The organism is Caballeronia sp. dw_276 (genome assembly GCF_018449635.1).
Classification (GTDB): domain Bacteria; phylum Pseudomonadota; class Gammaproteobacteria; order Burkholderiales; family Burkholderiaceae; genus Caballeronia.
In genome coordinates, this window is the sequence record NZ_JAAVUV010000004.1 from 532,923 (window position 1) to 559,630 (window position 26,708).

Genomic DNA, 26,708 nt, shown 5'->3' on the forward strand with positions numbered 1-26,708 from the left:
CATTTATTGAGCAATAGCGCGCGGTCCGATTGCACCGCGCGTTTGTATCGAAACCACTAGTCTTCTTCAATCCAACGTCATGTCGAAGAAAAAACTCGTTTATGTCCTGTCGCTAAGGAACGCAGCGGCCGATCGTGCCGGGCAGCAGATCGAATACAAGGGCGGCCGGAGGTACATGAAGTCGCCGCTCGAATTCCTGGTGGAGCGTCTGAACAGTACCGCGCTCGGCGACGAATATTCGCTTGAGGGCGTGATCTATGACGACGATGAAGGCTCGGCCGCGGATCGTGAGAAGCTCAGGCACTACGGCTTCTCGTGCCAGCCGGGCAAGCAGTGGATTTATCCGGCGGACCTGCGCGTGCAGGGCACCCGTGTCAACAAGCTGCTTCATGCGATTCCATCGACATACCGGCGACTTGCCAGGAATGCGCCGGAGCGCGTGCCGCAAAAGAGCACCTTCGAGCATCGTCTGCTTGAGAAACTGCTTGCGCTCGAGGCGGACTTTGTCGTGCTCGACGGTTTGCTCGTGATCCTCGATGAACTCGTGCGTCCAGGCGCGATGTTTCATCGGCGGATTGCGAACATTCATCCGGGCGTGACGCGGCTCGATTCGCCGTATGAACGTCGCGGTGCGTACGCAACGCTCGACGCGCTGTACGGCGCCCGAGGCGAGAAGGTGACCGACTGGAACACGATGCAAACAGAAGTCGTCGCGCCGGTGAACATGACGGGCGCATCGTTTCATTATGTCGATAACGGTATCGACTCCGGCGAAGTGATCTTCGACGTGCTGAAGACGCCGATCCATACAGAAGACACCATCCTCGAGCTGCGCTGGAACAACTTCAATTTGAGTCTTTTCCCCGCGCTGGAAGGCGGTCTTGCCGTGATGGCGGATCGCTTTGCGAAGGTGGCGCTTTGAGCGTGCCACGCTCGCATTCGCGTCACCCCGAACACCTACCTCGCGCAACGCCGGAGACACGACGATGAACGTTTCTTTTTATCCTGAAGTCACTGACGGCGAAAGCGCTGTTGCTGACGGGGCATCCGCCGAATGGCACGCGGGTATGGCGCCTGAGCATCTCTTGCCGGCGCTCGGCGAACTTTTCTGCGGTGAGCCATCGCGTCAAAGCGCGACGATCGCCCTGTCGGCGAAGAGATCCGACGCGCCGGCGGTCGATGCATTCGTAACCCGCGCGATTGCAGAAGGCGTGATCGATAGCGCTTTGCCTTTCGATGATCATCTCCTTCTTGCGACATCGCGCAGGACCTTCTGGCAGCAAGCGCGCCCGTGGCTCAAGGCAACTGCTTCTGGCGCCATGCCGTTGAACTACACCGTGACGCAGGAGTGCCGGCATCCGGTGCGCCCTCCGAATGCGAAGGGTGTCATCTATGAGCGATATTTTCCGTTGATCGGCATGACGCTGAGCTTGCGCACGGTCGACCCACGAGCCGACGCGGACGTTTTCAGCGCGTGGATGAATCTCGATCGTGTCGCATACTTTTGGGATCAAAAAGGCACGCGCGCAGAACATGCCGCGTACCTCGAGGAACGGCTGGCGGACCCGCACATGCATCCGATGATCGGTTACTTCGACGACAAACCCTTCGGGTATTTCGAGTTCTACTGGGCAAAAGAGGATCGTCTTGGGCCGTTCTACGATGCCGGCGATTTCGACCGCGGCCTGCATTTGCTGATTGGCGATGCGCAGTTCCAGAGTTCAGGAAAACTCAAGGCGTGGTGGAGCGGCGTGTTGCACTACATGTTTATCGATGAACCGCGCACGCAGCGACTTGTTGGCGAACCGCGTATTGATCATGTGCGGCATATCGCGTACATGCACAGGATGGGTTTTTATACCCTCAAGGAATTCGACTTCCCGCACAAGCGCGCCGCGTTGACGGTGCTCGAGCGAGAGAAGTTCTTCAATGACTTCAAATTTTAGCTTGAGCCTGTAGCAATAATTCGTTGAGCCGGGGAATATCCACGCCAGACGGGTTTTGATGTTGGACGTTTATCCAGATTGGTTATATTCATATATTCCGCAAAACTGCCAAGCAACTGCCAAGCAACCGCTAGACGTTTCCTTTCAAAACCTGATCGCAAGACGGAGGATTTATGAGCCAGATGAAACCCATCGAATATGCAGACGCCGCGCCTGAGGTAAAGGCCGTTTATGACGACATCAAGGAAAAGCGAGGTGTTCCGGACGTCAATAATTTCTGGAAATTCATCGCGCAACATCCGCCTACGCTCGCGCGCACATGGGACAGTTTGAAGGACGTGATGGCGCCTGGTGCGCTCGATCCGCTCATCAAGGAATTGTTGTATGTCGCGGTGAGCGTGACGAACAACTGCGGCTATTGTGTGGCGAGCCACACGGCTGCCGCGCGGCGTGCGGGAATGACTGACGAGATGTTCGGAGAGTTGATCGCGGTCGTTGGAATGGCAAACGAGACGAACCGGCTCGCGGTGGGATATCGCGTGCCCATCGATCCTGCGTTTGAGTGAGAAGTCGTAGCGGCGGGCAAGCGTGTGGCCATTATTCCGCCCAACACTTAGCACCAAACAAATCGATGGTTCACCCCGCGTCCATGCGCTGCTACATTCGCGCCATGTGACGCACGGTTCGCCTGCGCACAATTTCCAAATTTCCGCAGATCAAACCACAATGAAAATCAAACTTCTCGCGGCCGTGGTGACGGGCTCACTACTGGTCATGTCGAGCCTCGCCCACGCTGACCGTCTCGATGACATCAAGAAAGCCGGCGTGCTTCGTGTAGCCACCTTCGACAGCAATCCGCCTTTCGGATTCGTCGATCCGAAGACCAACAAGATCGTGGGCCTCGACGTGGACTACGCGAAGGCCGTCGCTGACAAACTCGGCGTCAAACTGGAGATCCAACCGACCAACCCGGCCAACCGGATCGCGTTTTTGACATCGAAGAAAGTCGACCTCGTGTTCGCGAACTTCACCATCACCGATGAACGCAAGAAGGAAGTGGATTTCAGCACGCCGTACTTCGCGTCGGGTACGCAGTTCATCGCGAAGAAGGGTACGTTGAAAACGCCCGAGCAGTTGAACGATCTGCGCGTCGGCGCGGACAAGGGGACCACGAACGAGCAACAGGTTCGTACGCAGTTCCCGCGCGCGACCATCGTCGCTTACGACGACACACCTTTCGCATTCGCCGCGCTTCGAACAGGCAATGTACAGGCAATCACGCAGGATGGCCCGAAACTCGTTGGCTTGCTCGCCAACGTGCCTGATCGCGACAAGTATGAAATCCCGGCCTTCACCATTTCCAACGACTACGAAGGTGTCGGCGTACCAAAGGGCGAACCGCGACTCCTGAGTTTCGTCAACGATACGCTCAAGGACCTCGAAGCAAATGGGTCGGCCGGTCACATATACGATCAATGGTTCGGTCCGAAAAGCCGCGCACCGCTTCCGCGCTTGTACAAGATCGGCGATCCGCAAAAGAGCTGATTGCTGCCTGTTTGACCGTGCCCGGTTCGACGGCGATACGTCGAACCGGGCATCGCATTTCAATCTTCCATTCGTGTGTACCTGAATGATTCCGATAAACGGATGGCTTGCGCCCAAATACCTGACGTGGCTTCTGCAGGGCTTTGGCATGACGCTGGGCCTGTCGGCGCTGGTGATTGTGGCGGGGACCTTAGGCGGTTGTTTGTTGGCGCTTGCTCGTACGTCGCGGATAGCGCCGTTGCGTCGCGCCGGCGCGTTGTATGTCCTTGTTTTCCGCAATTCGCCGCTGATCGTGCAATTGCTGTTCTGGTATTTCGGCGTGGCAACCTTGCTGCCCGAGCATGCCATGACGTGGCTGAATACGCCGCACGTCATCGACTTAGGGATCTTCAGGTTGCATTGGCCATCGTTTGAATTCGTGGCGGGGTGGATCGGCTTGACCTGCTATTCGATCACGTTCATAGGCGAGGAATTTCGCTCGGGGTTATCGGGTGTTCCGGCCGGGCAGCACAATGCGGCCGCAGCGCTCGGACTCACGCCGCTTGCCGCGTTCTTTCATGTCATCTTGCCGCAAGCGGTGCGAATATCGACGCCGCCCTTGTTCGGGCAATACATGAACATCGTGAAGAACTCGTCGCTGACCATGGCGATCGGACTGGCGGAACTCTCGTACTCTTCGCGTCAGGTCGATACTGAAACCTTCAAGACCTTTCAGGCGTTCGGAGTGGCGACGGTGCTGTACATCCTGACCATCGCGATGCTGGAAGTTGTACTCGTCGTCGTTCAGCGCAGCGGTGCGCGGACCGCGGTGCGCCGATGAACGACGCCTTCTCTGCGATTCTCGCAAACGTGCCGTATTTGCTCGTCGGCAGCTTTCCCGATGGTCCGTTAGGTGGCGCGGCGCTGACACTGGTCATGGCCGCTATTTCCGCGGTGCTGTCCGCCGTGCTCGGACTGGCAGGCGGCATTGGCCTCGCGATGACGCGCGGCGTGCTTCATACAATTCTGCTCGCCGTGATCGGGTTCTTTCGCGCGATACCCGTCCTGATGCTGATCTTCTGGACCTTCTTTTTACTGCCGGTCTTGCTTCACATCAATGTACCGGGTCTCGCGACCGTGGTCGCCGCGCTTGCGCTGATCGGCGGAGCGTATCTGTCGCATTCGGTTTTTGCCGGGATTGTCGCGGTTGGAGACGGGCAGGCCCAGGCGGGTTTATCACTTGGACTCACGCGATGGCAGTCCATGCGTTACGTGCTGCTTCCACAGGCAATCCGAATCATGGCGCCATCTTTCATCAATCAATGGGTGTCGCTTGTGAAGGATACGTCTCTGGCTTACATAGTCGGCGTGCCGGAGCTCGCGTTCCTTGCGAACCAGGTAAACAGCCGGTTGATGATTTATCCGGTGCAGGTCTTTCTGTTCGTGGGTCTTCTCTATCTGATCCTTTGCACTTCGCTCGATGCGTTGGCTACGCGACTTTTGCTGGGGCGTGAGGCGGTTGCCGAGCCACGAGCGATAGTGACCCCGTTGCCGGTTCCAATCCAGCATCGGAAATAACATTATCCGGAATCGGTCGTTTTGCGCCGTGAAATGCGTCTCTATACTTTGACGCTTGAGCTGCAGGTAAATCGGATTCCCGAACCTCGCGCGCATCACCGACCAAACAAGGAATAAAAAGCATGACTTCAGCGCAGGGAACGGCCTCGACATCTCGTCTCGATACCGCCTTGGCCGCGTTGCCGGCACTGGCGGAGAAGATTGGCGAAGACAGCGCTGCGCGCGAGTCACGGCGCGAGCTGCCATTCGACGGCTTCGCGCTGTTTCGCAAATCGGAGCTGGGCTTGCTGCGAATTCCTTCCGAATGGGGTGGCCTTGGCGGGTCGCTGGAAGACTTGTTCCAAGTGATCGCCACGATCGCTGCAAAAGAGTCCAACGTCGCGCACGCATTGCGAATCCACTTCGACCTGACCGAGTCGCTGTTGCTGGCTCCAAGATCGGAGTTCAACGACAAACAAATTGGACGCGTACTGGAAGGCGCAATTTTTGGCGGCGCTTCGACCGAGCGCGGCACTTCGCGCCCGGGAGAGATCGGCACCGTGTTGAAGCGCGACGGCGATCACTTTCGTGTAAGCGGGAAGAAATACTATTCGACAGGAACCGCATTCTCCGACTTCGCCCGCATCAATGTGCAAAACGAAGAGAACGAACCGGTGAGCATTGTCATTCCGGTCAATCGTGAAGGCGTGCAGGTACTGGACGACTGGGACGGCATGGGCCAAAGAATGACCGCGAGCGGCAGCCTTGTTCTCGACGATGTCCAAGTGTTCGCGCACGAAGTCATGAAGCGCGGCTACACCACGCTCGCCGGCAGACACGGCGGGGCACTGCGGCAACTGCATCTGGTTGCGGTGGCGGCGGGCATCGTGCGCAACGTGGTAGCGGATGCGGAAAACTACGTGCTCAAGCACGGACGGCCGGTGCTGCACAGCCCGGCTGAATCGGCACGTACCGACCATTTCATTCAGCAGGTCGTGGGCGACCTCGGGGCGCACAGTCACGCTATCGATGCTCTCGTGCAACAGAACGCCCGCGTGCTCGATCGTTCCGCGAATGCGATCCGCAATAACAGCGATAACGCCGAGGAGCTCGTGCTGCAAGGTGCGCTTGCGACGGCAAAGACGCAGATCGTGGTGAGCAAGCTCGCGTTGCATGCGGGGGAACGGCTGTTCGAGGCGGGCGGTGCATCGGCGACATCGCGCGTGCACAACTTCGATCGTCACTGGCGCAACCTGCGCACGATCTTCAGCCACAACCCGCTGCTGCACAAAGCGCGCGTAATTGGCGACTATCAGTTGAACGGCGACACGACCCACCTGACGGAAGGGCGCGTGTTCTAAACGGTTTCAAAGGAGATGCACGATGAGCGCAGCGCTGAACCCCAGGACCGATGAGATTGCCGTAACACCGTTGTCCGCGCACATTGGAGCGGAAATCCATGGTGTCGATCTTGCGAAGCCGCTTGCCGCTGAGCAGGTTGCTGCGATTCGCGCGGCGTTGCTCAAGTGGCGAGTCGTGTTCTTCCGAGAGCAATTCTTGACGCACGAACAGCATGTGGCATTTTCATCGCAATTTGGAGAGTTGACGCTTGGGCATCCGGTGTTCGGCCACGTAGATGGGCATCCGGAAATCTATTCCATCTCGAAGTTTCGAAAGGCGACGCGCTTTGAAGGACAGTCGCTTCTGCGCCCATGGACAGGCTGGCATACCGACGTCACGGCGGCCGTCAATCCGCCGTTTGCATCGATCCTTCGGGGCGTGACTATTCCCCCTTACGGCGGCGATACGCAGTGGACCAACCTCGTTGTTGCCTACGGAAAGTTGTCGGCGCCGCTGCGGGGTTTTATCGATGGCTTGCGGGGTATTCACAAGTTCACCGCACCGTCCGGTGCAAGCGGAACGAGTGAGTTCGAACAGGCGGTGAAGGAACGTTCGCTGGTGAGTGAACATCCGCTCGTGCGTGTGCATCCGGAAACGGGTGAGCGCGCGCTTTACGTGAGTCCGAGTTTTCTGAAGAGCATTGTTGGGGTGACGCCGCGCGAAAGCCAGGCGCTGCTTGAATTGCTCTGGGAACACGTAACACGTCCGGAGTTCACGGTGCGCTTCAAATGGCAAAAGGGCAGTGTCGCGTTCTGGGACAACAGGTCGACCGCGCACCTGGCGCCTTCGGATATCTTCGATCTGGATTTCGACAGGCAGTTGTATAGAACGACGCTTGTTGGCGACATTCCCGTCGGGCCGGACGGTGGTGCTTCCATAGCAATTGAAGGATCGCCAGTCGCTGCCGCTGCGGCGGTGGAACTGAACTGAGCGATAGCGTGGTCGGGATTCTTTAATTTCCCGACCACGTCAACAGCGTCAAACCGCGTCCACCGGCGTATTGAAGTCCGCAAGAATATCTTCGCGCAATCGCACGAACGCCGGATCGCTACGCCGGCGCGGCCGCTCAAGCCCAACGTGCACCACCTTGCTTATCCTCCCTGGCCGAGCCTGCATCACCACAACGCGATCCGCGAGGAACACGGCTTCGTCCACATCGTGTGTCACGAGGATCATGGTGATACGTTCGCTTTCCCAGATACGCTGCAGCTCGTTTTGCATGCGGCTGCGGGTAAGGGCATCGAGCGCGCCGAAGGGTTCATCGAGCAGCAGCAGCTTGGGCCGGTTCACGAGCCCGCGGGCAATCGATACCCGTTGCGCCATGCCGCCTGACAACTGATGCGGATGATGTCCTTCATAACCCTTCAACCCGACCAGCTCGATATGCTCCGCGACGGCGCGGCGCTTCTCGTCTTTGCTACGCCCGGAGTTCCTGAGCGCCACGGCGATGTTCTGTTCGACGTTGAGCCACGGAAACAGCCGATGATCCTGAAACACTAGCCCACGCGCGAGATCCGTGGTGTGGATGCGTTCTCCGCCGAACTCGATATCCCCATCGAATTGATCGTCGAGACCGGCGATCAGGCGCAACAACGTGGATTTGCCGCAGCCGCTGGCGCCCACGATCGCGACGAACTCGCCGCTGCTCACGTTGAGATCGATGCCGTCGAGTACGGGCGGTACGTTGGTGTCGCCCGCGAAGCGCTTGGCTACGCGATTCAGGTTCAGCTCGTTCGCCCGGGTTTCGGTAAAAGTCGACATGATTATATGGAATCCGTAATAAATATATAGCGGCTGTAGTCAGGCCGTCGGATCGCGGAACCAACGCCGTTGCACGGCACGCGCCAACGAGTTCAACGCCCACCCGGTAATGCCGATCACAATGACGCCGAAAACCACCAGGTCCATGCGAAACTGTTCGCTGCCATCTACCAGCGTATTGCCGATACCGCTGCCGGCAACCAGCAGATACTCGGCGCCGAGCGTCGCCAGCCACGAATAGATCAATGCAAGATAGACGCCCGTGAAGATGGACGGCAACGCGGCCGGAATGACAATGCGCGTAACCGTTTGCCATTTGCTGTAGCGAAAGACACGGCCCACGTCGAGCAATTCCGGCGATACCGCGCGAATGCCATCGGCTGTGTGCGCAACCACCGGCACGAGCGCGGCAAGCGAAAGGAATACCACCTTGGCGAGATCGCCGAGACCAAACCAGACGGAAATCAGCGGTATCCACGCAAAGAGCGAGACCTGCTTGAACGTATTGAAGCTCGGGCCCACCAGGCGATTGGCAAACGGCGACACGCCGAGTAACGCGCCGAGCGCAAGCCCAAGGCTTGCACCGAGCGTAAAGCCCGTCAACTCGCGCGCAAGCGACGCGGAGAGCGCGCGCCACAACGCGCCGGTCCTGACCTGGTCGACAGCGGTATGCAAGACCTGCGCCGGCGAAGTCATCATGCCGTGCCCTGTCACCACGTTGCGCGACAGATACCACCAGATAGCGAAGGCTGCGACTGGAATGACCCAGCCGCGCCAGCGGCCGCTTTTGCCCGAGGCATTGGCGCCGGTGATTGCGCCTGAGCCGGATTCGAGTTCAAGAGACGATGTGGACATGTGCCAGCTCCTTCATGCCAGCCGTGGCGGCGATAACTTGTTTTCGAGCAGCGTAAGCAACCTGTCCGCCGCATAACCAATCGCGCCGACGATCAGCACGGAGGCAAGCACGAGATCGAGTTGAAACAACTGGCGTCCGTACACGATCAGATAACCTAGTCCTTCCGATGAAGCCACGAGTTCCACGACCACCAGCGTGAGCCATGCCTTCGTGAATGCAAGACGGATCCCGGTGCCGATCACGGGCACGGCCGATGGCAGGATGACGCGCGATATCGTCTGGAAAGGGGTGTACTTGAAGACACGGGCAACGTCGAGATAAGCGGGCGGCGTCTTGCGAAATCCCTGCATTGTGCTGAGCGTGACGGGGACAAGCGCCGCATGTCCGATCAGCAAGTACTTCAACGGCTCGCCAATCCCGACCACGATCATCAGGAACGGCAGCCAGCCGAGAACCGGCACCTGCACTACCGCGTTGAAGCTCGGAAGAATATAGGCTTCCGCCGTGCGCGAAAGCCCGAGCAAACCGCCCAGCAACAAGCCGAGCACAACGCCACCCGAAAACCCGATCGCGACCCGCGAGAGGCTTGCGCTGACATGCATCCACAGTTCGCCGCTTTTGGCGAGGCCGCTGAGGGTATCGAAGACGAGCAGGGGCGAAGGCAGGATCTGCGCCGAAATCCATCCGTAATGCGAGCCGAGAATCCATAACAACGCGGCCGCGGCCGGCAGCAGCCACGGCAACGCCGTCCAGCCGATCGAACGTGCGGCGAGCGCGACACGACGGTTCGTATCGGCTGTTTCAGATGGGCGGCCGGGGAATAAGGCGCGGGCGATGCTATTCGCCATGATCAGTTCTCCGTGGAATGCGTGCAGCAGCTAAATGCGCTTACAATTTGAGCGGCTTGCCCGAAGCGTCGAAACGTGGCCAGTAGTTTTCCAGCTTCAAGGACTTCAACGCCTGGTCGAGATACTTCGGTTCGAACCAGCCGTTCACGCTGACAGGCTGACGGATGAGGTTCAGGCGCAGCGCGTCATCGGCGACGGATTGATAGCGGGTGACAATAAACGGATCGATCAGCGGCGAACTGCGGTCTTTCAACGCCTGGTTCGCGTACTCTGATTCCCACGATTCGACCGGCACGCCGCTCTTCGCCCACAGCGTAAACAGTGCGCCCCGATTCGGTTCTTCGGACGACCATTGCGCCGCCTGGACCACCGACGTCACGACTTTTTGAACGACGTCGGGGTGATCGTGCTCGAAATCATCGAGCACGAGCAAATGCGCCTGGCGTGTGTATTGCAGGCCGCCATCGCGCGACGCGTAAATGATTTTTGCCAGACCCTGGCGCTGTAACTTGAAGAGCTTGAAATCGAGGAAGACGGCATCGACGCCTTTCGATGCCAGCGCTGCTTGCGATGCGGCGTCGTCGAGATTGATGACGCGCAGGTCCTTTTCGGACAGGCCGTTGGCCTTCAGGACGTTATCGGCGACAAGCTGAAGATTGGTGCCCCGGAATATAGCGACGCGCTTGCCCTTGAGGTCCTTCACGCTCTTGATGTCGGAGTCGGGCGGAACCGCAAGATAAACACCGGTACGTACATTCGATTCAACCAGCAACTTGGTCTTGAGTCCGTTCGCACGTCCGAGCACGGCGGGCAGATCGCCCTGATAGGCGAAGTCGATCTGATGATTCGCAAGCGCTTCGTTGACCGCAGGTCCCGCGCCCTTGAAAAAGAGCCACTGGACCTTGATGCCATCGGGCGCGAGTGCATCCTCCACACGATGCTGCAATTGGGCGGTGGCGGCGGGCGAGCCGCCGAAGACCGGCGGGTCGCCGTAACCCTGCGTGGCAACGCCGATACGCACGACGGCGGGCGCTGCGGCGAAGGCGCTGGTAAATGCGGCCAGGCCGAGCGTGACCAAAAGGGTGCGTAAAAAGAACCGTGTTGTCATTGATTGGAATTGAAGAGGAAAGGGTAGGCCGCGCTAATGGAGAGCCAGCGCGGCGGCAGCAGACTTAATGAGCACCGCGCAGCGCACGGCTACGCTGTCCGTCAATGCCGACCGGAACGTCGCCATGCACCGTTGCACGGCGGACGATGCGGCGTTCGCTTTCATCGTAGTCCGCGACCGCATAGTGCTGCGTTGCGCGGTTATCCCAGATGGCGACATCGCCCTGATTCCAGCGCCAGCGCACGGTGTTTTCGAGGCGCGTGATGTGATCGTGGAAGAGTTCTTTCAGGCGGTCCGAATCGCGTTGCGACAGGCCCACGAAGCGCTGCACGAAATGACCGAGTACGAGGCTGCGTTCGCCGGTTTCCGGATGCACGCGAACCACCGGATGCTCGGTCTCATACACGGTCGACGTGAATTGCTCGCGGTACGCTAGCTCTGCGTCCGTGCTCGGCGCGCTGCGATTCGCGGCGTAGTCGTAGGTGTTCGTATGAATGGCGCGCAAGGAATCCGCAAGCGCGCGCAGCGGCTCCGGCAGGCGTTCATATGCCTGCACGGTGTTCGCCCAGACCGTGTCGCCGCCGGCGGGCGGAATCACTACGCCGCGCAGAATCGAGATCTTCGGATACGCTTCCACGAAAGTCACATCCGTGTGCCACGAGTTCGCGCGCGTGCCGTTCTTAGAGTCGAGTTCGAGCAGGCGGCTGGTATTGGCAAGCGACGGCACCGTCGGGTGCGCCACGGTCTCGCCAAAAAGGCTGGCGAACGCTTCCTGTTCGGCATCGTCCAGATGTGATTGGCCGCGAAAGAAGATCACCTTGTATTTGAGCAGCGCCGCATTGATCGCGGCGTGTGTGGAGCTGTCCAGGTCCGAGCCGAGACGCACGCCACGGATTTCGGCGCCGATCCGGCCGCCGACCGCATGAATGTCGAGCTCGAGAGAGGGCTCAGCTTGCACTGCAGACGTAGCAACGAGTGTCATCGGATGTTCCTTTTATGGGTGGGGACACTTTTCTTACCAACGATGGCGAAAAGCTGTAGCGCCGATAAATTGAAGCATCCGCCCGCGAGCGCGGCAACGAAGCGATTGGACTAAGCTTTACATGCCGGATGTGGGATTCGATAACACCAGCCGTCAAATTACCAAGGCCGCTTGCCGATTGGTTTCGTGGTGGTTGACTGGCCGGCCGAGTCCGAGATTCTCGCGCAAGGTATGACCTTCATAGTCGCTACGAAACAATCCACGTCGACGCAACTCCGGCAGCACCAGTTCAATGAAGTCGGTCAACCCGCCGGGTAATGTCGGTGGCATGACGTTATAACCGTCGGCGCCGTAATTGACGAAACGCTCTTCGAGCTGGTCGGCAATATCTTCCGCAGTCCCGACAAGTTGCCAATGACCTCGCGCACCGGCGACGCGCAAATAAAGCTGCCTGATAGTCAGGTTCTCGCGCCTTGCAAGTTCTATGGTCAGCACCTGCCGGCTTTTGCTTGCGTTGGTTTCGGGCAGTTCGGGAATCGGGCCGTCGAGCGGATAACCGGAAAGATCGATGCCACCCGTCAGGCCCGACACAAGCGCGAGTCCAACCACGGGATCGATCAGCGACTGCAGTTCTTCGAACTTTTCCTCGGCCTCGGATCGTGTGCGTCCGACTATAGGGAATACGCCGGGCATGATCTTGAGGTCGTCCGGATGACGTCCGTGCGCGGCAAGACGGCCTTTGACGTCGGCATAAAAGTCGATCGCGTCCTGCAGCGTTTGCTGCGCAGTGAAGATCACTTCCGCAGTGCGCGCGGCGAGTGCACGGCCGGACTCGGAGGAACCCGCCTGCACGAGTACGGGTTGTCCCTGCGGCGAGCGCGCCACGTTGAGCGGCCCTTTGACCTGGAAGAAACGGCCCTTGTGATCGAGCACGTGGCGCTTGTCCGGATCAAAAAAACGTCCCGAGGTTTTATTGCGCAAGAAGGCGTCGTCTTCCCAGCTGTCCCAGAGCGCGCGCACCACGGTTGCGAACTCGTCCGCACGTTCATAACGCTCGGCGTGATCGAAATGTTTATCGCGGTTGAAGTTCTTCGCTTCGTGTTCGCTCGATGACGTCACCAGGTTCCAGCCCGCGCGTCCGCCGCTAATATGGTCGAGCGACGCGAACTTCCTTGCAACGTGATACGGCTCGTTGAAGCTGGTCGATGCCGTCGCGACAAAACCGATTCGCGTGGTGATGGCCGCAAGCGCGGACAGCAGGGTGATCGGTTCGAACTGCGCTATATAACTGTGCGCGGTGCGGCTGAGGAAGTCGAGGTTGTCGCCGCGCGTGCCGACGCCATCGGCGAGAAAGATCAGGTCGAACTTCGCGGCTTCCGCGGCCTGTGCAAGCTGGACGTAATGCCGGAAGTTGATGCCTGCATCTGCCTGGCTGTCAGGATGGCGCCACGCGGCAATGTGATGTCCCGACGGATAAAGGAAGGCGCCGAGGCGTATGTGACCTGTTCGTTTTGGCATGGGGCGTGGCGTTGGAGCGGAGGCGGTTCTCTTGCCACGCGACTACAACGTTTGGCCGGTGGCACGGAGCATCGGAAGCTGCAGCGTCGATTTTCCTGCAGTGACATTAACCGCTCTGCTGCATGCGAGTCCGATCATAAGGAGCGTGGTAACGCAGTGGAACCGAGCATTGCTTCGATCGTTTCCACGCACGGTGATTTACGCTTCCCCTTCCCCAACACCCGCCATGTTCGCTACAAGTCAGAACTCGATGGTCGAACTCAATTCAAGCGTGCGCGACAAGCCTTCGCCAATCTGACTCGAACCGGTGGCGCTCCAGTAACGCTTGTTCGTCGCGTTCTCGAGGTTGGCCTGGAACGACACGCGCTTACCATAGATGCGCGTCGCGTAACTCGCGCCCGCCGTGTAAAGCGAATATCCGCCAATGTAAGCCTGGTCCGCGCTGTTCACCGGCCGCGGCCCGATGTAATACATGCCCGCATTCAACGACAATCCCGCGACGAGCGGCACGCGATACTGCGCGAACAGGCTTGTAGTCACATGCGGCGTGTTCTCGGGCGTCTTGCCGAGCAGCGTGGGATCGCTGGAATCGATTTGCTTGGCGTCTATATACGTTGCCGTGCCGATGAACGACACGTCCCGCGTCAGGTCGCCCTGAACCGAAAACTCCACGCCGCGATACCGTGCATTGCCATCGAGCACGAAAAAGTTGTCGGCGTTGGTATCGGCGGAAGCCTGCTTGATGTTGAACAACGCAAGCGAGACCAGCGTGTTGTTCGCAAAGCGCGTACGCACGCCGATTTCTTCCTGCTTGCTGACGGCTGCGGGCAAGACCTGATTGGCATTGTTCGCTGTGACGGGCGCGCTGCCCGCGGATTCGAGCGCTTCCACGTAGCTTGCATATACGCTGGTGGCCGGCGTCAACTTGTAGATCACGCTACCCGATGGCGATGTACGGCTGACATCCGAACTCGGCGTTCCTGCTTGCGACGTCATGTATTCCGATCTGCGCACGCCGGCGACGATTTGCCATTTCGATGTCAGGTCGATCCGGTCGTACAAATACGCGCCGCTATTGCGAACATGCTGCGCGAAAAATTGCTTAGGTGTGCCACTGGGTGTCAGCTTGGTGATATCGATTGGATCGTAGATGTTCTGCGCGGCAGTGAAAAAGTTCGTGGTGAAATCCGGCTGATACAGCCAGTCTTGCGAGACGCCGACTGTGATGTCGTGGTGGATCGAACCGGTCTTGACGTCACCGTTCGCTTCGAGCCGCACGATCTTGTTTTCGTACATCTGGCCGTTTTGCTGGCTTGCCTGCAGCGTGCCCGCGCCGGTCGCGACGTTGTACTTCTGGAACACCCATGCCCATCGGTCGCGCCGTGTGATCGACTGGCCGATGCTGAAGTTCGCCGACCAGTTGTCGGAGATCGCGTAGTCGGCGCGCAGCAATTGCGTGTTCGCGCTTGCCTTCGTGGGTTTGTCGCCGCTGACCAGCAGCTTGGTCGGGTCGGGCAGACCAGGCAGCGAGATCACGCCGTTCTTTGCGGCAAGCGGGGTGATGCCGGCCTGCTCGACCACGCTTGTCTCGATGTGCTCGAAGTCGTATTGAAGCTTGAGCTTGCTGTTCACCTTCCAGTCGAGCGCGGCGCTTACGAATTTGCGATAACCGTGATCGCCGTCGATGGGTGTATCGACATGTTCGTCCATTGCATTCACACGCACGCCGAACTGGTCGTTCGTGCCGAAACGCCGCGCGATGTCCACGGACGCTCCAACCGAGCCATGCGAATCGCCCAAGGCCGATATGCTTGTCACCGGATCGGGACCTGCACGCTTCGTCACCATGTTCACGATGCCGGCCGGTGCCGCAAATCCGTAATACAACGCCGAAGCGCCCTTAAGGACTTCGACGCGTTGCTTGTCTTCCATCGGCATCCAGATGTTGTTGTCGATGGGCAATACGCCGTTGAAGTAATAGCTCGCGCGATTGTCTAGCGGGATGCCGCGAATCGAGAGGTTGTCATAAGCGAGACCGCTCAATTGCTGACGCGAGACGCCTGCGACGTTGCGCAGCGCATCGTACAGGCCGGTGTCGCCTTGCGCGTCCATGACCTCGCGGGTTACGACGTTGACGGTTGCCGGAACGTCGAGCGCATCGAGTCCGCGATACGGGCCGGTCTCGACTGAGACGGGCGCAAAGCCCTGATCTCTTTTGCTCGAGACCTGAACGGGCGCCAGCTGTGATGCGTCGGTAGCCGATGCAGCGGATTTGGTGTCGCTCGTTTCGTCCGCTTTCGCAAAATCGATCGTCGATCCCGCCATGCCGATTGCGAATAGAGCGTTAGCGAGCAGGATATTTCTGTGGAGCAACGAACGCTTGCCCGCACGGTTACTACGAATCATGAACTTCCCCGAGGTAATGTGTGCAAGGCGCAAATTCTTTCACTAGCCTTTCGATAAAAATGAATGAGATCGATTCGCGTTTGCATTTATATTGAACTCATTAATCCGGGTCAAGCTAAGCCTTGAAGTGAAAGGGGCTTTGGAGCTGGCGTTTTGTTACGCCTGTAAACAGAGGTAAGGTCGCATAACGGAAAGCTTACGGAATTCGATTCGTACTTTGGAGCGGCTTGGCATGAGCATGAAGCCTTGCAAAGCCCGTGGGTGGGGAATTGGGGCGACGCTAATCAGAAAACCTCTTAGAAGATCCGGCTAACCGTGGGATTGAAAACGACGGTTTTATTAAGCGCGAAAAGTTAATCTAAGTCGTTTTCCCACCCGAAGCGCGGGCGCCGTTTTAGGCAGCGAGCAATGGATGGGGGCGTATTGGCAAGGGCTTTGTGACGTACCGCAGCTACATTCTCAATTTTCACGTCCACTACATCACTCCTTTGGTTAGTCGGATGGATAGTCGAAAGATCACGCCACTCGACGTGATGCGAGGAGCCAAGTTGCTGCCTTAGGAGATGAAGACGCGAGAACATGACCTGATAGCTGACAACCGCTGATAGATGGAAATATTCGGAAGTCCTCTATTAAATGCGGGACTTTGAAAAAGGTGCACGCTGCGACGGTGTGCCCCTCACATAAAGACGCGGCGGACGCCACGCGCTATTGCCCTTCTCAGAAAATTCCGAATTTTGTGCCGCCCGCTCTGACACGGCTTCCCACGCGAGCAAGGTTCAAGGATGATTCACGATTACGTCTTATTTTCGCAATGATAAGAACGATTGTTTGAATAAAAGAATCGCCAGCGCCAGTTGGTTTGTGATTCACCTGAGAGATTAAAGGCTACAAAAGATGCGGGAGACTCATCGGGACAGCGAAGCGTATCGCTCGGATAAAGCACGAGTAACGGGCCGACAAGCCTATTGCCTTGAAGTGCCGAATGCGGCGAATTCCAAAGACATTTCAGTGGTCTCGTATCACGCGCGCGAGAGCATGGCGACGCCTTACGAGATCACAATCGAATTCACGCACCCCGAACAGCTTTCGCGCTCCGATTACCTCGGGCGCGATGGGCACTTTACGATCACCGCCGAAGACAGCTCGGAACCACGCGTTTATCGCGGCATCATCACGCGCTTTAAGCGGATCAAAAAGACCAAGGACTACTTCCGCTACACGATCGTCGTCGTGTCTCAAATGAAACGACTGGACCTTCTGCACAGAAGCCGCGTGTATCAGCATCAGAGCGGGCCGAAGATCATCGAATCGATCCTGCTGAACGACAAGTTCATGGATCACCAGTTCGTGTTCAGGCTGCGCCGTGAATACCCCGTGCACGACTTCCGCCTACAGTACCAGATGTCGGATCTGGCTTATATCCGTCTTTTGTGCGAGCAGGAAGGCATCTATTACTACATCGAGCAAGGGAAGCACGGTGATCTGGTCGTGTTCGGTGACGATATCGACCACTATGTCTACACGCCTGAATTGAAGGTGCCGTATCGGGAGAATGCCGGGCTTGAGGCAGGAGTCGAAGCGGTGTTCGCGCTTGAGACGCACACCGAGGTAGTGCCACAATCGGTTCTGGTCGCCGACTATAACCCGCTCGCCGCCTGGGAACGCTTCAAGGACGAAGCAAACGTCGCGATCAACGATACGACGACTTATGGTCAGCCCTACGTCTATGGCACGAATCACCTGAGCCAGGACGGCGCGCAGTGGGAAGCGCAGTTACGGCACGAGGCGGCCATTGCGTGGCAGGTCGTGTATCACGGACAAAGCAATGCGCTGGAGCTGCGGCCAGGGCGTATTCTGCGTATCGACGACGAGTTGCCTGATGCGCCGAGCGGACAAGTCATCATCGAGGTGACGCACTCAGGCGGGCGGGGCGTGGCTTACAGCAATTCGTATCAAGCAATTCCGTCCGACCGCCGATTCCGATTAAAGATAGACGAAAGCAAGTGGCCGAAAATCCACGGCGCGTTGAGTGCACGCGTCACGTCGCCGAACAAATACCCGTATGCGTATTTGACGAAGGCCGGGCACTACCCTGTGCGTCTCGATCTGGATTTCGACGAATGGAATCCGGGCGGCGAAAGCATTCCGCTGCGCATGGCAAAGCCATTCGCAGGTTCACTGCAAACCGGCTTCCACTTCCCAGTGCTCGATGGCACTGAAGCGGTCATCATGGCCCGCGATGGCGACCCGAACAAGCTCTTCATCTCGCAGTTCCACCACAACAGCATTCAGTCCGACCTGATCCACAACCAGGAACGATGGATGTCGCGTAATGTTATTCGCACCCAGTCGAACAACAAGATCCGGATGGAGGACTGGGAGGGCGAACAGCACATCAAGATCAGTACCGAGCATTCGGGCAAGAGTCAGCTCAATCTTGGTCACATGGTCGACAGCACGCGCAAGAAGCGTGGTGAGGGCTATGAACTTCGTACGTCTGGCTATGGGGCGATTCGCGCCGGCAAAGGTTTGCTGGTTTCAACAGACGATCGGCCCAATGCGACTGACCTGCAACTCGCCATGCAGGAGGCGACGAAGCGGCTGGACGACGCCTACGCACGCATGGAAGGGTTAGCACAAGCGGCGAGGATCGCCAAGGCAGAGGCGGCCGATGCAAAAGAGATGCAGCAGGTCCTTCAGAATCAAATCAAAGATATACAACAGGCAGTTATGCTGCTTTCAGCGAGTTCGTCCATCGCGCTCGTGACGCCCGATGCAATCGTGCAATCCGCAGGCACAAACATCACGATGACATCAGGCGGAAGTACCGACGTTGGCGTGTTGCGCAAGTTCACAGTCGCCGCAGGTGAAGCGATTAGCCTGTTCGCTCAAAAAATGGGGATGAAGCTTTTCGCCAGCAAGGGGAAGATTCAAATTCAAGCGCAGAGCGACGAAATGGAGCTGACATCGCAGCAGAACATGACGGTCACCAGTAGCGACGGACACGTGATCGTGCAGGCAAGGAAGTCAGTCACGCTAACCGATGGCGCCGGTGCGTATATCAAGCTTGAAAACGGTAATGCAACGATCGGAGCGCCCAACAAGGTGTCGATCAAGATGGCCAATTTTCAATGGGACGGCCCGGATAGTATCCAAGGCAAACTTCCCGCCTTTGCAACATGTCACGCATCGGAGGCCTCGGCCGCCGCTGCTGGCGAAAATAGTGTGGCGCTCACGTGATCGGACAAACTGCGACGACCTTATCGCAGCGGGTCGAGCGGGTTTCTGTATCTCCCGTTCCATTGCTACCTGAGACCGGTTATCTAATCGTTGATCCGGGCGCGTTTGCGGAAAGCGATGAGTTGGACTCTTTGCGACCACTGATGTGCAGGCCGACCAACTGGGGCCGGGATTTTACGGGATTGCCTGCGATCATCGATCTTGCGCACTGCGATGCGGGTCAGCGAGATTGGCTCGCAATAGTCATCAACGCCGAGCACGAAAGCCGGTTGCGCATGCAGCTCACCCGTCCCGGCGTCTGTGCTTATGTTGACGCGCCGGTTGATGCGAACACACTCGCCGGACATTTGGCCAATCAACTGCTGATACTACCGGTCGAGAAAAGCGGCCATCGGGCTCTTCCGGGTGCGCTCTGGCGGTTCTTCGATCCCCGCGTTTTCGCCAACCTGTGCTGGATGCTTGAACCGGAACATCTCACAACGCTTGTTGGACCTGCGTCTCGATGGGTCTTTCCGTGGCTTGATAGTTGGTACGAGTGCAACGGCATTCTGGATACGGCATCCGACGTTGCGCCGCCTGAGAGGATCGGCGGCTTCGCCCGCATAGATATCGACATATGGGATCGCACGCAACGGATTGCAACGATCAATCAGACGTTGGCGCGTCTAGGTTTGCCGTCGGAGCTTCCATGGCAGGACAAAGCGGCAACGGCTGCTGTTGTCGAGTCGGCTGTTACCGAAGCGGAACGCCGTCTGCATTGGAAGCAGACTGATGATCAGGTGAATTACGCGGAGCATATCGCCCGCTATGGTGCGGCGTTTCGTAATCACCCACGTCTCGTGGATCACTGGGTGAAACTCGAAACGCGAGTCGAAACCTTCAGTTGCTCCGAACTGATTGCGCTGCTGTCGCAAGAAGAATATGAGGAGTTCGCGCAGCCCACTCGTCCTCGCGATCCGACCGTTAGATAAACGCAATCCAGAACACACAAATTTCGAGGGACAAAGTATATGGCAGAACCGAAATGCGCCTTTTGCGACAAAGTGGGCTTGCTTTTGATGCCAGCGCGTTACGCAATTGCTCCGCTTGCAATGGGTTTGCCATCGATCAGCGCACCGATGAAGGTGGAAGACATAGCGCAAAGCGTTGGCAAGGGCAAGAAGCAGGATGTGACCTTGCATGGCAGTGCACAGTACACGGCGCGCTTGTTGCGCAGCGGCTATCTGTATGTGTATGACGAGAAGCGTGACCGTATGGACGCGTACTGGATCACGGCGGACGGGTACTACATGAGCATTCCTGTCGAGGCAGCTGTATCGGCGCAAGCCAAGTCGGCCACTCCTTGTTCGTATGAAGGGCATCGTGAGTTGGCGGGTTGCATTGCGATAGCGGACGCAGAGAATGCAGGCATCGTGTGGTTGGGTTTTTCAGATGTGCAGTGGACAAAAGCGGTGATCGACGCACACAAGGGCGCAAAGGGCAAGTCATTGCGCCAACTCCACATGCGCGAGTTCGACGCAGGCGCATGGGCGAAATCGCACCGCACGCCGGCTGGCAATGCGACGGCGGGTCGTGGGAATACATTACACACCGTACCGATGAGCGAACTGGCAAGCACAGTGGCTGAATACGCGCCAGGCAAACCCGCTCAGGGCGCGGCGTTCGCGCCCCTGTCGGCGCCGAATTACCGGTTGCACGTGGGCAAGGCTGAGGGCGTGCTCTCGTCATGTAGCCGACGCAGTCCGAAGCTCGTCGGCGCGATTGTTGCGCTGGACGATCCGGCGGGTGTCGCGCAGGACCTTGCTGCATTGATCAACTGGCATCAGGAGCGGCTGCTCGACACGCGGGTGGCGAAGGATGCATATGGTAAGGGTTACGGCAGTTACGCCACGACGTATCGAAACTTGCTCACGCTAGATGGCGCGATCAAAGCGTTGCACGCGTCGAACGACGAGAAAGTCAAGATGCAGGTGTTCATGAAAGCTGAAGCGCTTGCAAACATGATGAAGGCAGGCAATGAGGAACTTCGCCAGGAACGGTTAGCCGGAAAGAGAGCCGAGTCGATGGGGCAGCGGCCAACCGACATGCAAAAGATGGCAATGGAACTGTTCCCGCAGGAAGTCACAGCGCGGCAACTGAAGGCTGACGCAATAAACCGAAATCCACCACCTGTTCGCATCGCGGCCGATCAGCACGACTCGTGGAACGAGTATTTGACGCGGATCAAGCCAACGCCTTACAAGAAATGGGCCGATGAGTTCAAGGCCGCGTCGGACCAGCTACAAAACAACCATATCGAAGTGTTGGCGCGAACGCACGCGGCGTGGATGCAGAGCAACCTGTTGGCTAACACGCTCGATTGCACTCACGATGGAAAAGATGCGTTAAGTGGCGACGTCTATGCAGAGACCTTGCAGCGCTGCATGGTGGCCACACAGCAAATCGTTGGTTGCGCCGATGTCTACCTGCGATGGCTCAAAGGCGATATTACGGAGAAGACGAATCTCTTGTTGCGTGCGTTGGTGTTGCGCCAGGACGAACTCATTACTGCAATGGCGGCGGCGCCGCTTGATTCCGCGAGCGTGCCGTGGTCGACTCTGATGGATCAGTTCACGAAGCATGTTCAGATGCTGCTCAAGCCCGCGCCTGATGCACAACTGAAAGCGCAGGGGGCGCAGAAGGCAGCAGCTAAGGCAAAGACAGATTACGACGATCTGTTTAGCCTTGTCGCGACATCGGATGCGATGGGAGCAGGTTCGGTGTTGCTCTTCAATAATCCGGTACGTCGAAAGTTGGAGGCCGCAGAGTCCCGCATGAAGGCGGCTCAGATAAGTGCTCGTGAAGCCAAGCAGGAAACGAACGGGAAGCTGCTGCCAGACTCGGTTGCAGCGTTGCTGACGCAGATCGCAACGCCTATCGCGACGGCATTGCGGGAATTTAACGGCAATGCAGCGGAACAGGCGCTGGCGCGCTGGATGGCAATCATCGGTGTGACATTGCGAACACCGGCCGGGGTGATCAAGATCAGCGGCGGGGTACGCGAAACGATTGATTTTCTGTCAAAGACATTTGTGGCGAATCTTGGCGAAGCGGCTAAACGGAGTGGCAGGCCGTTATCGGCCGATCAAGTTACGCAACTGACTACTTATGCCAGAAGGCAGGTCGCGGGTAGCTTTGCGAGCGGCAATATTGCGTCGTTTGAGACCGCTGCTTTTAGCAAAACCAGGGTGAACTCGAAGCTCGCGGTGTTCATTACGGACGATATGCACAAGGAGCTAGCGAACATCACGGACCCGACTAAAAAGGTGGCGTGGCTGGTTGCAAATGTGACCACACCGGCGACCGCGCACGAGTATGCGGTTCTGAGAATTCAGACGAAGCTACCTGTGTTTGCGGCGGTATCCGAGGGAATACTTACGGCTATCGATGTAGCCTGCAAGTACGCGGGTTGGAACCAGATGCTGGTTGATGAGGCGAAGGCGCTGTCATTCCAGAAGACGTGGGCGCAAGACGTTAGGGTGACACTGGGAGGCGCGCTGTATGTGGGTGCGATGGGTACCGGAGTCGGCAATGTTGTGAAGGCCTATGGCACTTGGCGCAATCTGTATGCGACGGGTATGGCTGAGCGGGTGGCGGGCGAGCAACTGGCGGGACGTGCTGGCATTGCGCTGCGCGTGGCGGGGGCTTTGACGGCGGCGGTGTCGGGAGTGATGGCGGGGATGGATTTCGTGGATGTTATCGTAAGTAAGCAACGCGAACAATGGTCATTAATGACATTACAACTGTGGTCCGGTGCTGTCGGAATCACAAATGCTGGCGTTGCATTTTGGGCTGCGCTAGCCGTTGATGGCGGATCGACTATGGTCGCCGGCCTCAGCTTAACGGGATGGGGCCTGCTGCTCGCAGTGGTATTGGTTGCGCTCGCCATGGCAATCGACCATCTTAAGGGTGATGCATTTGCTCAGTGGTTGGAGCGCTGTTACTGGGGTGAACTATCGTCGGGTCGCTATATCGATTCGGAAACTGAGCGGTTGGATTTCAACAAGCTAATGGGGGTGAAGTAGTGTTCACAACCAGCAAAAAACGACGCGCTTTAACTGATCAAGATCGCAATTGTCATCTGTCGCTCTCAAAGCGTATGGAAGAGCCACATGCGTCCGGCCGGGTGATACGGATGAACTCCTCCTACGTGGAACTTGTTGATGGGATCTATTCAAACCGTGGAATGATGAGTGCGTTCGGCGTATTTGCAGTCGGGCTCAGCGCATTCGTTGTGATTTCACTTTTTCTTACTATCGTCACCCACTACCTGGATCCCAGCTGGGACCGTCACGACGAGTTCGAAATGTTGTCTTCCACGATTTCTGGCGCTGCAATTCTTTCGCTTCTTATCGCGGGAATTGTTGCTTTCAACCGTACGATTGGCGAATGGTTCCGCTATACGCACTATCCCATGCGCTTCAATCGCCGTAACCGCATGGTCTACGTATTCCGAGGCGACGACACAGTGCTCGAAGCGCCATGGGACGAGGTGTACTTCACCTTGCGAGTCAACAGTCAGGCGTTTGGTGTACGCACGCTGGGCATCTGCGGCCTCGTGCTAAAGGACCATCAGACGGTTGAAGAGATGTTCGTGTTTGGCTACGCATCGAGCAGCCGTGACGATTGTCTTCGTCATTGGGAATTCATTCGTCGCTACATGGAAGAGGGTCCGCAAGCTGTGATCGATGCACCAGGGTTTCGGTATTGCCTGCCCATTGCAGACAAGCGCGAGACGCTTTACGAGGGTTGGATAGCACTGGTTTCGAAAGACGCATGGAACCCCATTCTCAAATGGCTGATGCTGCCCTTTCACGTGCTGTTTTTTATCGGCCGCTTGGTGTGCCGTGTGACGAGCAAGGTGCCACTGTGGCCTGCCGATGTGGAAGCGGTGTGCAGGATCGCACCGGACGATCCCTATGTGCGTGATTCAAGTACAAACCCGGTGGGGTATAGATGAAGTCGGAACTCGCGGTGTTCATTACGGACGATATGCACAAGGAGCTAGCGAATATCACGGATCCGACTAAAAAGGTGGCGTGGCTGGTTGCGAACGTGACCACACCGGCAACCGCGCACGAGTATGCGGTTCTGAGGATTCAGACGAAGCTACCTGTGTTTGCGGCGGTATCCGAGGGAATACTTACGGCGATTGATATTGCTTGCAAGTACGCGGGCTGGAATCAGATGCTGGTTGATGAGGCGAAGGCGCTGTCATTCCAGAAGACGTGGGCGCAAGACGTTCGGGTGACACTGGGAGGCGCGCTGTATGTCGGTGCGATGGGTACCGGAGTCGGCAATGTTGTGAAAGCCTATGGCACATGGCGCAACTTATATGCGACGGGAATGGCGGAGCGGATTGCGGGCGAGCAACTGGCGGGACGCGCGGGTATTGCGCTGCGCGTAGCGGGGGCTTTGACGGCGGCGGTGTCGGGGGGCGTGGCAGCGATGGATCTCGCGGACGCTAATCGAAGTCGGTCGGTAGGGAAGTACGAATTGGCAGGACTTCAACTGCTCTCGGGCCTTGCAGGTATTGCAGCTGCTGTCTTCTCTATTTTGGCTGGTGGAAGCGCAGGAAGTGCCGCAGTGGTCGGAGGATTAAGCGTAACTGGTTGGGGAGTCTTGCTGGCTATTGTTTTGGTTGCCCTCGCTATGGCGATTGACCACATTAGGGGAGATGCCTTCGCCCAATGGCTCGAACGTTGCTATTGGGGCACGCTGGACGCAGGCCGATATTCTGATCCGGATCGGGAGCGGACGGATTTCAATAAAGCCATGACGGGATTTCGATGTTCACCACAATGAAAAAACTACGCCCGTTGAGTGATCGGGATCATGAGTGGCATTTGTCAATTTTCGACAGCACCGTTGAACCCCACGCATCGGGTCGGGTCATCCGCATGAACTCGACATACTTGGAGCTAGTCGACGGGTTCTATGCGAATCGAGGAATGCTGAGTGTAGTCGGGATATTCGGCGTGAGCATCCTCCTTATTTTTCTCATGGTTTCGTGGTGGTCGACTTATTTCGACTTCTATCTAAACCCAAATTGGGATCGTCATGACGAGGTCCAAATGCTTTCATTTATGGGTTTTGCTACCGTCATTATCGGTTTGTTCATAACAGGTTTAGTTGTCTTCTATCGTGCGATCGGGGAATGGTTTCGCTATACACACTACCCCATGCGCTTCAATCGCCGTAACCGCATGGTTTATGTATTTCGAGGCGACGACACCGTGCTCGAAGCGCCATGGGACGAGGTGTACTTCACCTTGCGAGTCAACAGTCAGGCGTTCGGTGTTCGGACCTTGGGCATCTGCGGCCTGTTGATGAAGGACCCGAAGACCGTCAAAGAAATGTTTGTATTCGGCTATGCGTCGAGCAGTCGCGACTACTGCCTGCGCCATTGGGAGTTCATCCGTCGTTATATGGAAGAAGGCCCGCAAGCGGTGATCGATGCACCAGGGTTTCAGTATTGCCTGCCCATCGCGAACAAGCGCGAGACGCTTTACGAAGGTTGGGTGGCGCTGGTATCGCGAGATGCGTGGAATCCCGTTCTCAAGTGGCTGATGCTGCCATTTCACGTGCTGTTTTTCGTCGGCCGCTTGGTGTGCCGTGTAACGAGCAAGGTGCCACTGTGGCCTGCTGATGTAGAAGCGGCGTGCAGGATTGCACCGGACGATGCCTACGTGCGTGATTCAAGTACGAACCCAGTGGGATATCGATGAAGGTGGCGTGGCTGGTTGCGAACGTGACCACACCGGCGACCGCGCACGAGTATGCGGTTCTGAGAATTCAGACGAAGCTACCTGTGTTTGCGGCGGTATCTGAGGGAATACTTACGGCTATCGATGTAGCTTGCAAGTACGCCGGCTGGAATCAGATGCTGGTCGATGAGGCGAAGGCGCTGGCATTCCAGAAGACGTGGGCGCAGGACGTTAGGGTGACACTGGGAGGCGCGCTGTATGTAGGTGCGATGGGTACCGGAGTCGGCAATGTTGTGAAAGCCTATGGCACATGGCGCAACTTATATGCGACGGGAATGGCGGAGCGGATTGCGGGCGAGCGACTGGCGGAACGCGCTGGCATTGCGCTGCGCATGGCGGGGGCTTTGACGGCGGCGGTGTCCGGGGTGGTGGCAATGATGGATCTCGCAGACGGCGCAAAGAATGTGATGGTGAAATGGGAATTGGCGAGCCTGCAGATTCTTTCGGGCGCAACTGGAGCGATCGCAACGGTCGCTTCTTTCTGGGCGGCGCTCGCTACAGATGGCAGTGCAACGTTGGTTGCTGGACTCAGTTTGACTGGATGGGGCGTGGTGTTGGCAGTGGTTTTGATCGCACTGGCCATCGCGATCGATCACGTTAAAGGCGATAACTTCGTGCAGTGGTTGGAGCGCTGTTTCTGGGGCTCGCTGCCCTCCGGCCGTTACACAGATCAGCGAACCGAGCAGGCCGATTTCAACGAAGCGATGGCGAGTGTCTAATGTTTACGACAAGTAAAAAGGAACGCCTACTGA

The 26,708-nt window shown here is 57.6% G+C and carries 22 protein-coding genes; 15 read left to right on the top strand and 7 right to left on the bottom strand.

The window, feature by feature from the left end:
- Nucleotides 1–79: 79 nt before the first annotated feature.
- From HB633_RS11210 to HB633_RS11245, 8 genes are all read left to right on the top strand, one after another.
- A complete protein-coding gene (locus tag HB633_RS11210; protein ID WP_213778158.1) occupies nucleotides 80–922 on the top strand; it encodes a formyltransferase family protein in 843 nt (280 codons plus the stop codon).
- Between the two features lie 145 nt (nucleotides 923–1,067).
- On the top strand, nucleotides 1,068–1,946 hold the full coding sequence (locus HB633_RS11215) for a GNAT family N-acetyltransferase (protein ID WP_255580882.1): 879 nt from the start codon (nucleotides 1,068–1,070) through the stop codon (nucleotides 1,944–1,946).
- A gap of 173 nt (nucleotides 1,947–2,119) precedes the next feature.
- On the top strand, nucleotides 2,120–2,512 hold the full coding sequence (locus HB633_RS11220; protein ID WP_213778160.1) for a carboxymuconolactone decarboxylase family protein: 393 nt from the start codon (nucleotides 2,120–2,122) through the stop codon (nucleotides 2,510–2,512).
- Between the two features lie 160 nt (nucleotides 2,513–2,672).
- Nucleotides 2,673–3,491, top strand: coding sequence for an ABC transporter substrate-binding protein (locus tag HB633_RS11225; protein WP_213778161.1), 819 nt, complete (start codon nucleotides 2,673–2,675; stop codon nucleotides 3,489–3,491).
- Between the two features lie 94 nt (nucleotides 3,492–3,585).
- The gene (locus HB633_RS11230; protein ID WP_213778231.1) at nucleotides 3,586–4,311 is read left to right on the top strand and encodes an ABC transporter permease subunit; all 726 of its coding nucleotides are present in this window, start codon (nucleotides 3,586–3,588) and stop codon (nucleotides 4,309–4,311) included.
- Nucleotides 4,308–5,048 carry an amino acid ABC transporter permease gene (locus HB633_RS11235; protein WP_213778162.1) on the top strand — a complete coding sequence of 247 codons (741 nt, stop codon included), beginning with the start codon at nucleotides 4,308–4,310 and terminating at the stop codon, nucleotides 5,046–5,048. The genes HB633_RS11230 and HB633_RS11235 overlap by 4 nt, the downstream gene beginning before the upstream one ends.
- Before the next feature lie 122 nt (nucleotides 5,049–5,170).
- The gene (locus HB633_RS11240) at nucleotides 5,171–6,388 is read left to right on the top strand and encodes an acyl-CoA dehydrogenase family protein (protein WP_213778163.1); all 1,218 of its coding nucleotides are present in this window, start codon (nucleotides 5,171–5,173) and stop codon (nucleotides 6,386–6,388) included.
- A 22-nt stretch (nucleotides 6,389–6,410) separates the two neighbouring features.
- Complete coding sequence (locus HB633_RS11245) at nucleotides 6,411–7,358, top strand: TauD/TfdA family dioxygenase (protein WP_213778164.1); 948 nt, start codon at nucleotides 6,411–6,413, stop codon at nucleotides 7,356–7,358.
- A 48-nt stretch (nucleotides 7,359–7,406) separates the two neighbouring features.
- On the opposite strand, the gene HB633_RS11250 is transcribed toward HB633_RS11245, so the two are convergent.
- The 7 genes from HB633_RS11250 to HB633_RS11280 all read right to left on the bottom strand — a co-directional run bounded on the left by HB633_RS11250 (nucleotide 7,407) and on the right by HB633_RS11280 (nucleotide 15,907).
- A complete protein-coding gene (locus HB633_RS11250; RefSeq protein ID WP_213778165.1) occupies nucleotides 7,407–8,189 on the bottom strand; it encodes an ABC transporter ATP-binding protein in 783 nt (260 codons plus the stop codon).
- A 39-nt stretch (nucleotides 8,190–8,228) separates the two neighbouring features.
- A complete protein-coding gene (locus HB633_RS11255; protein ID WP_213778166.1) occupies nucleotides 8,229–9,044 on the bottom strand; it encodes an ABC transporter permease in 816 nt (271 codons plus the stop codon).
- Nucleotides 9,045–9,056: 12 nt separating this feature from the next.
- The gene (locus HB633_RS11260) at nucleotides 9,057–9,893 is read right to left on the bottom strand and encodes an ABC transporter permease (RefSeq protein WP_213778167.1); all 837 of its coding nucleotides are present in this window, start codon (nucleotides 9,891–9,893) and stop codon (nucleotides 9,057–9,059) included.
- A 40-nt stretch (nucleotides 9,894–9,933) separates the two neighbouring features.
- The gene (locus tag HB633_RS11265) at nucleotides 9,934–11,001 is read right to left on the bottom strand and encodes an ABC transporter substrate-binding protein (RefSeq protein WP_213778168.1); all 1,068 of its coding nucleotides are present in this window, start codon (nucleotides 10,999–11,001) and stop codon (nucleotides 9,934–9,936) included.
- Nucleotides 11,002–11,065: 64 nt separating this feature from the next.
- A complete protein-coding gene (locus HB633_RS11270) occupies nucleotides 11,066–11,983 on the bottom strand; it encodes a TauD/TfdA family dioxygenase (protein ID WP_213778169.1) in 918 nt (305 codons plus the stop codon).
- Nucleotides 11,984–12,136: 153 nt separating this feature from the next.
- Complete coding sequence (locus HB633_RS11275; protein WP_213778170.1) at nucleotides 12,137–13,501, bottom strand: LLM class flavin-dependent oxidoreductase; 1,365 nt, start codon at nucleotides 13,499–13,501, stop codon at nucleotides 12,137–12,139.
- Between the two features lie 240 nt (nucleotides 13,502–13,741).
- Nucleotides 13,742–15,907, bottom strand: a complete 2,166-nt coding sequence (locus HB633_RS11280) for a TonB-dependent siderophore receptor (protein ID WP_213778171.1) — start codon at nucleotides 15,905–15,907, stop codon at nucleotides 13,742–13,744.
- An 897-nt stretch (nucleotides 15,908–16,804) separates the two neighbouring features.
- Between HB633_RS11280 and HB633_RS11285 the strand changes: the two genes are divergently transcribed.
- Genes HB633_RS11285 through HB633_RS11315 form a run of 7 tightly spaced genes read left to right on the top strand, consistent with a single transcriptional unit; the run spans nucleotide 16,805 to nucleotide 26,675 of the window.
- Entirely contained in the window at nucleotides 16,805–19,150 is a 2,346-nt protein-coding gene (locus HB633_RS11285; protein WP_213778172.1) for a type VI secretion system tip protein VgrG, read from the top strand.
- Nucleotides 19,147–20,121 carry a hypothetical protein gene (locus tag HB633_RS11290; RefSeq protein ID WP_213778173.1) on the top strand — a complete coding sequence of 325 codons (975 nt, stop codon included), beginning with the start codon at nucleotides 19,147–19,149 and terminating at the stop codon, nucleotides 20,119–20,121. The genes HB633_RS11285 and HB633_RS11290 overlap by 4 nt, the downstream gene beginning before the upstream one ends.
- 39 nt (nucleotides 20,122–20,160) lie before the next feature.
- On the top strand, nucleotides 20,161–23,214 hold the full coding sequence (locus HB633_RS11295) for a T6SS effector BTH_I2691 family protein (RefSeq protein ID WP_213778174.1): 3,054 nt from the start codon (nucleotides 20,161–20,163) through the stop codon (nucleotides 23,212–23,214).
- Nucleotides 23,214–24,149, top strand: coding sequence for a DUF6708 domain-containing protein (locus HB633_RS11300; protein WP_213778175.1), 936 nt, complete (start codon nucleotides 23,214–23,216; stop codon nucleotides 24,147–24,149). The genes HB633_RS11295 and HB633_RS11300 overlap by 1 nt, the downstream gene beginning before the upstream one ends.
- Nucleotides 24,146–24,994 carry a hypothetical protein gene (locus HB633_RS11305; RefSeq protein WP_213778176.1) on the top strand — a complete coding sequence of 283 codons (849 nt, stop codon included), beginning with the start codon at nucleotides 24,146–24,148 and terminating at the stop codon, nucleotides 24,992–24,994. Before HB633_RS11300 ends, HB633_RS11305 begins: the two co-directional genes overlap by 4 nt.
- Nucleotides 24,979–25,917, top strand: a complete 939-nt coding sequence (locus tag HB633_RS11310) for a DUF6708 domain-containing protein (protein ID WP_213778177.1) — start codon at nucleotides 24,979–24,981, stop codon at nucleotides 25,915–25,917. Before HB633_RS11305 ends, HB633_RS11310 begins: the two co-directional genes overlap by 16 nt.
- Nucleotides 25,914–26,675: a hypothetical protein gene (locus HB633_RS11315; RefSeq protein ID WP_213778178.1), complete on the top strand. Its 762-nt coding sequence runs from the start codon at nucleotides 25,914–25,916 to the stop codon at nucleotides 26,673–26,675. Before HB633_RS11310 ends, HB633_RS11315 begins: the two co-directional genes overlap by 4 nt.
- Nucleotides 26,676–26,708 lie beyond the last annotated feature (33 nt).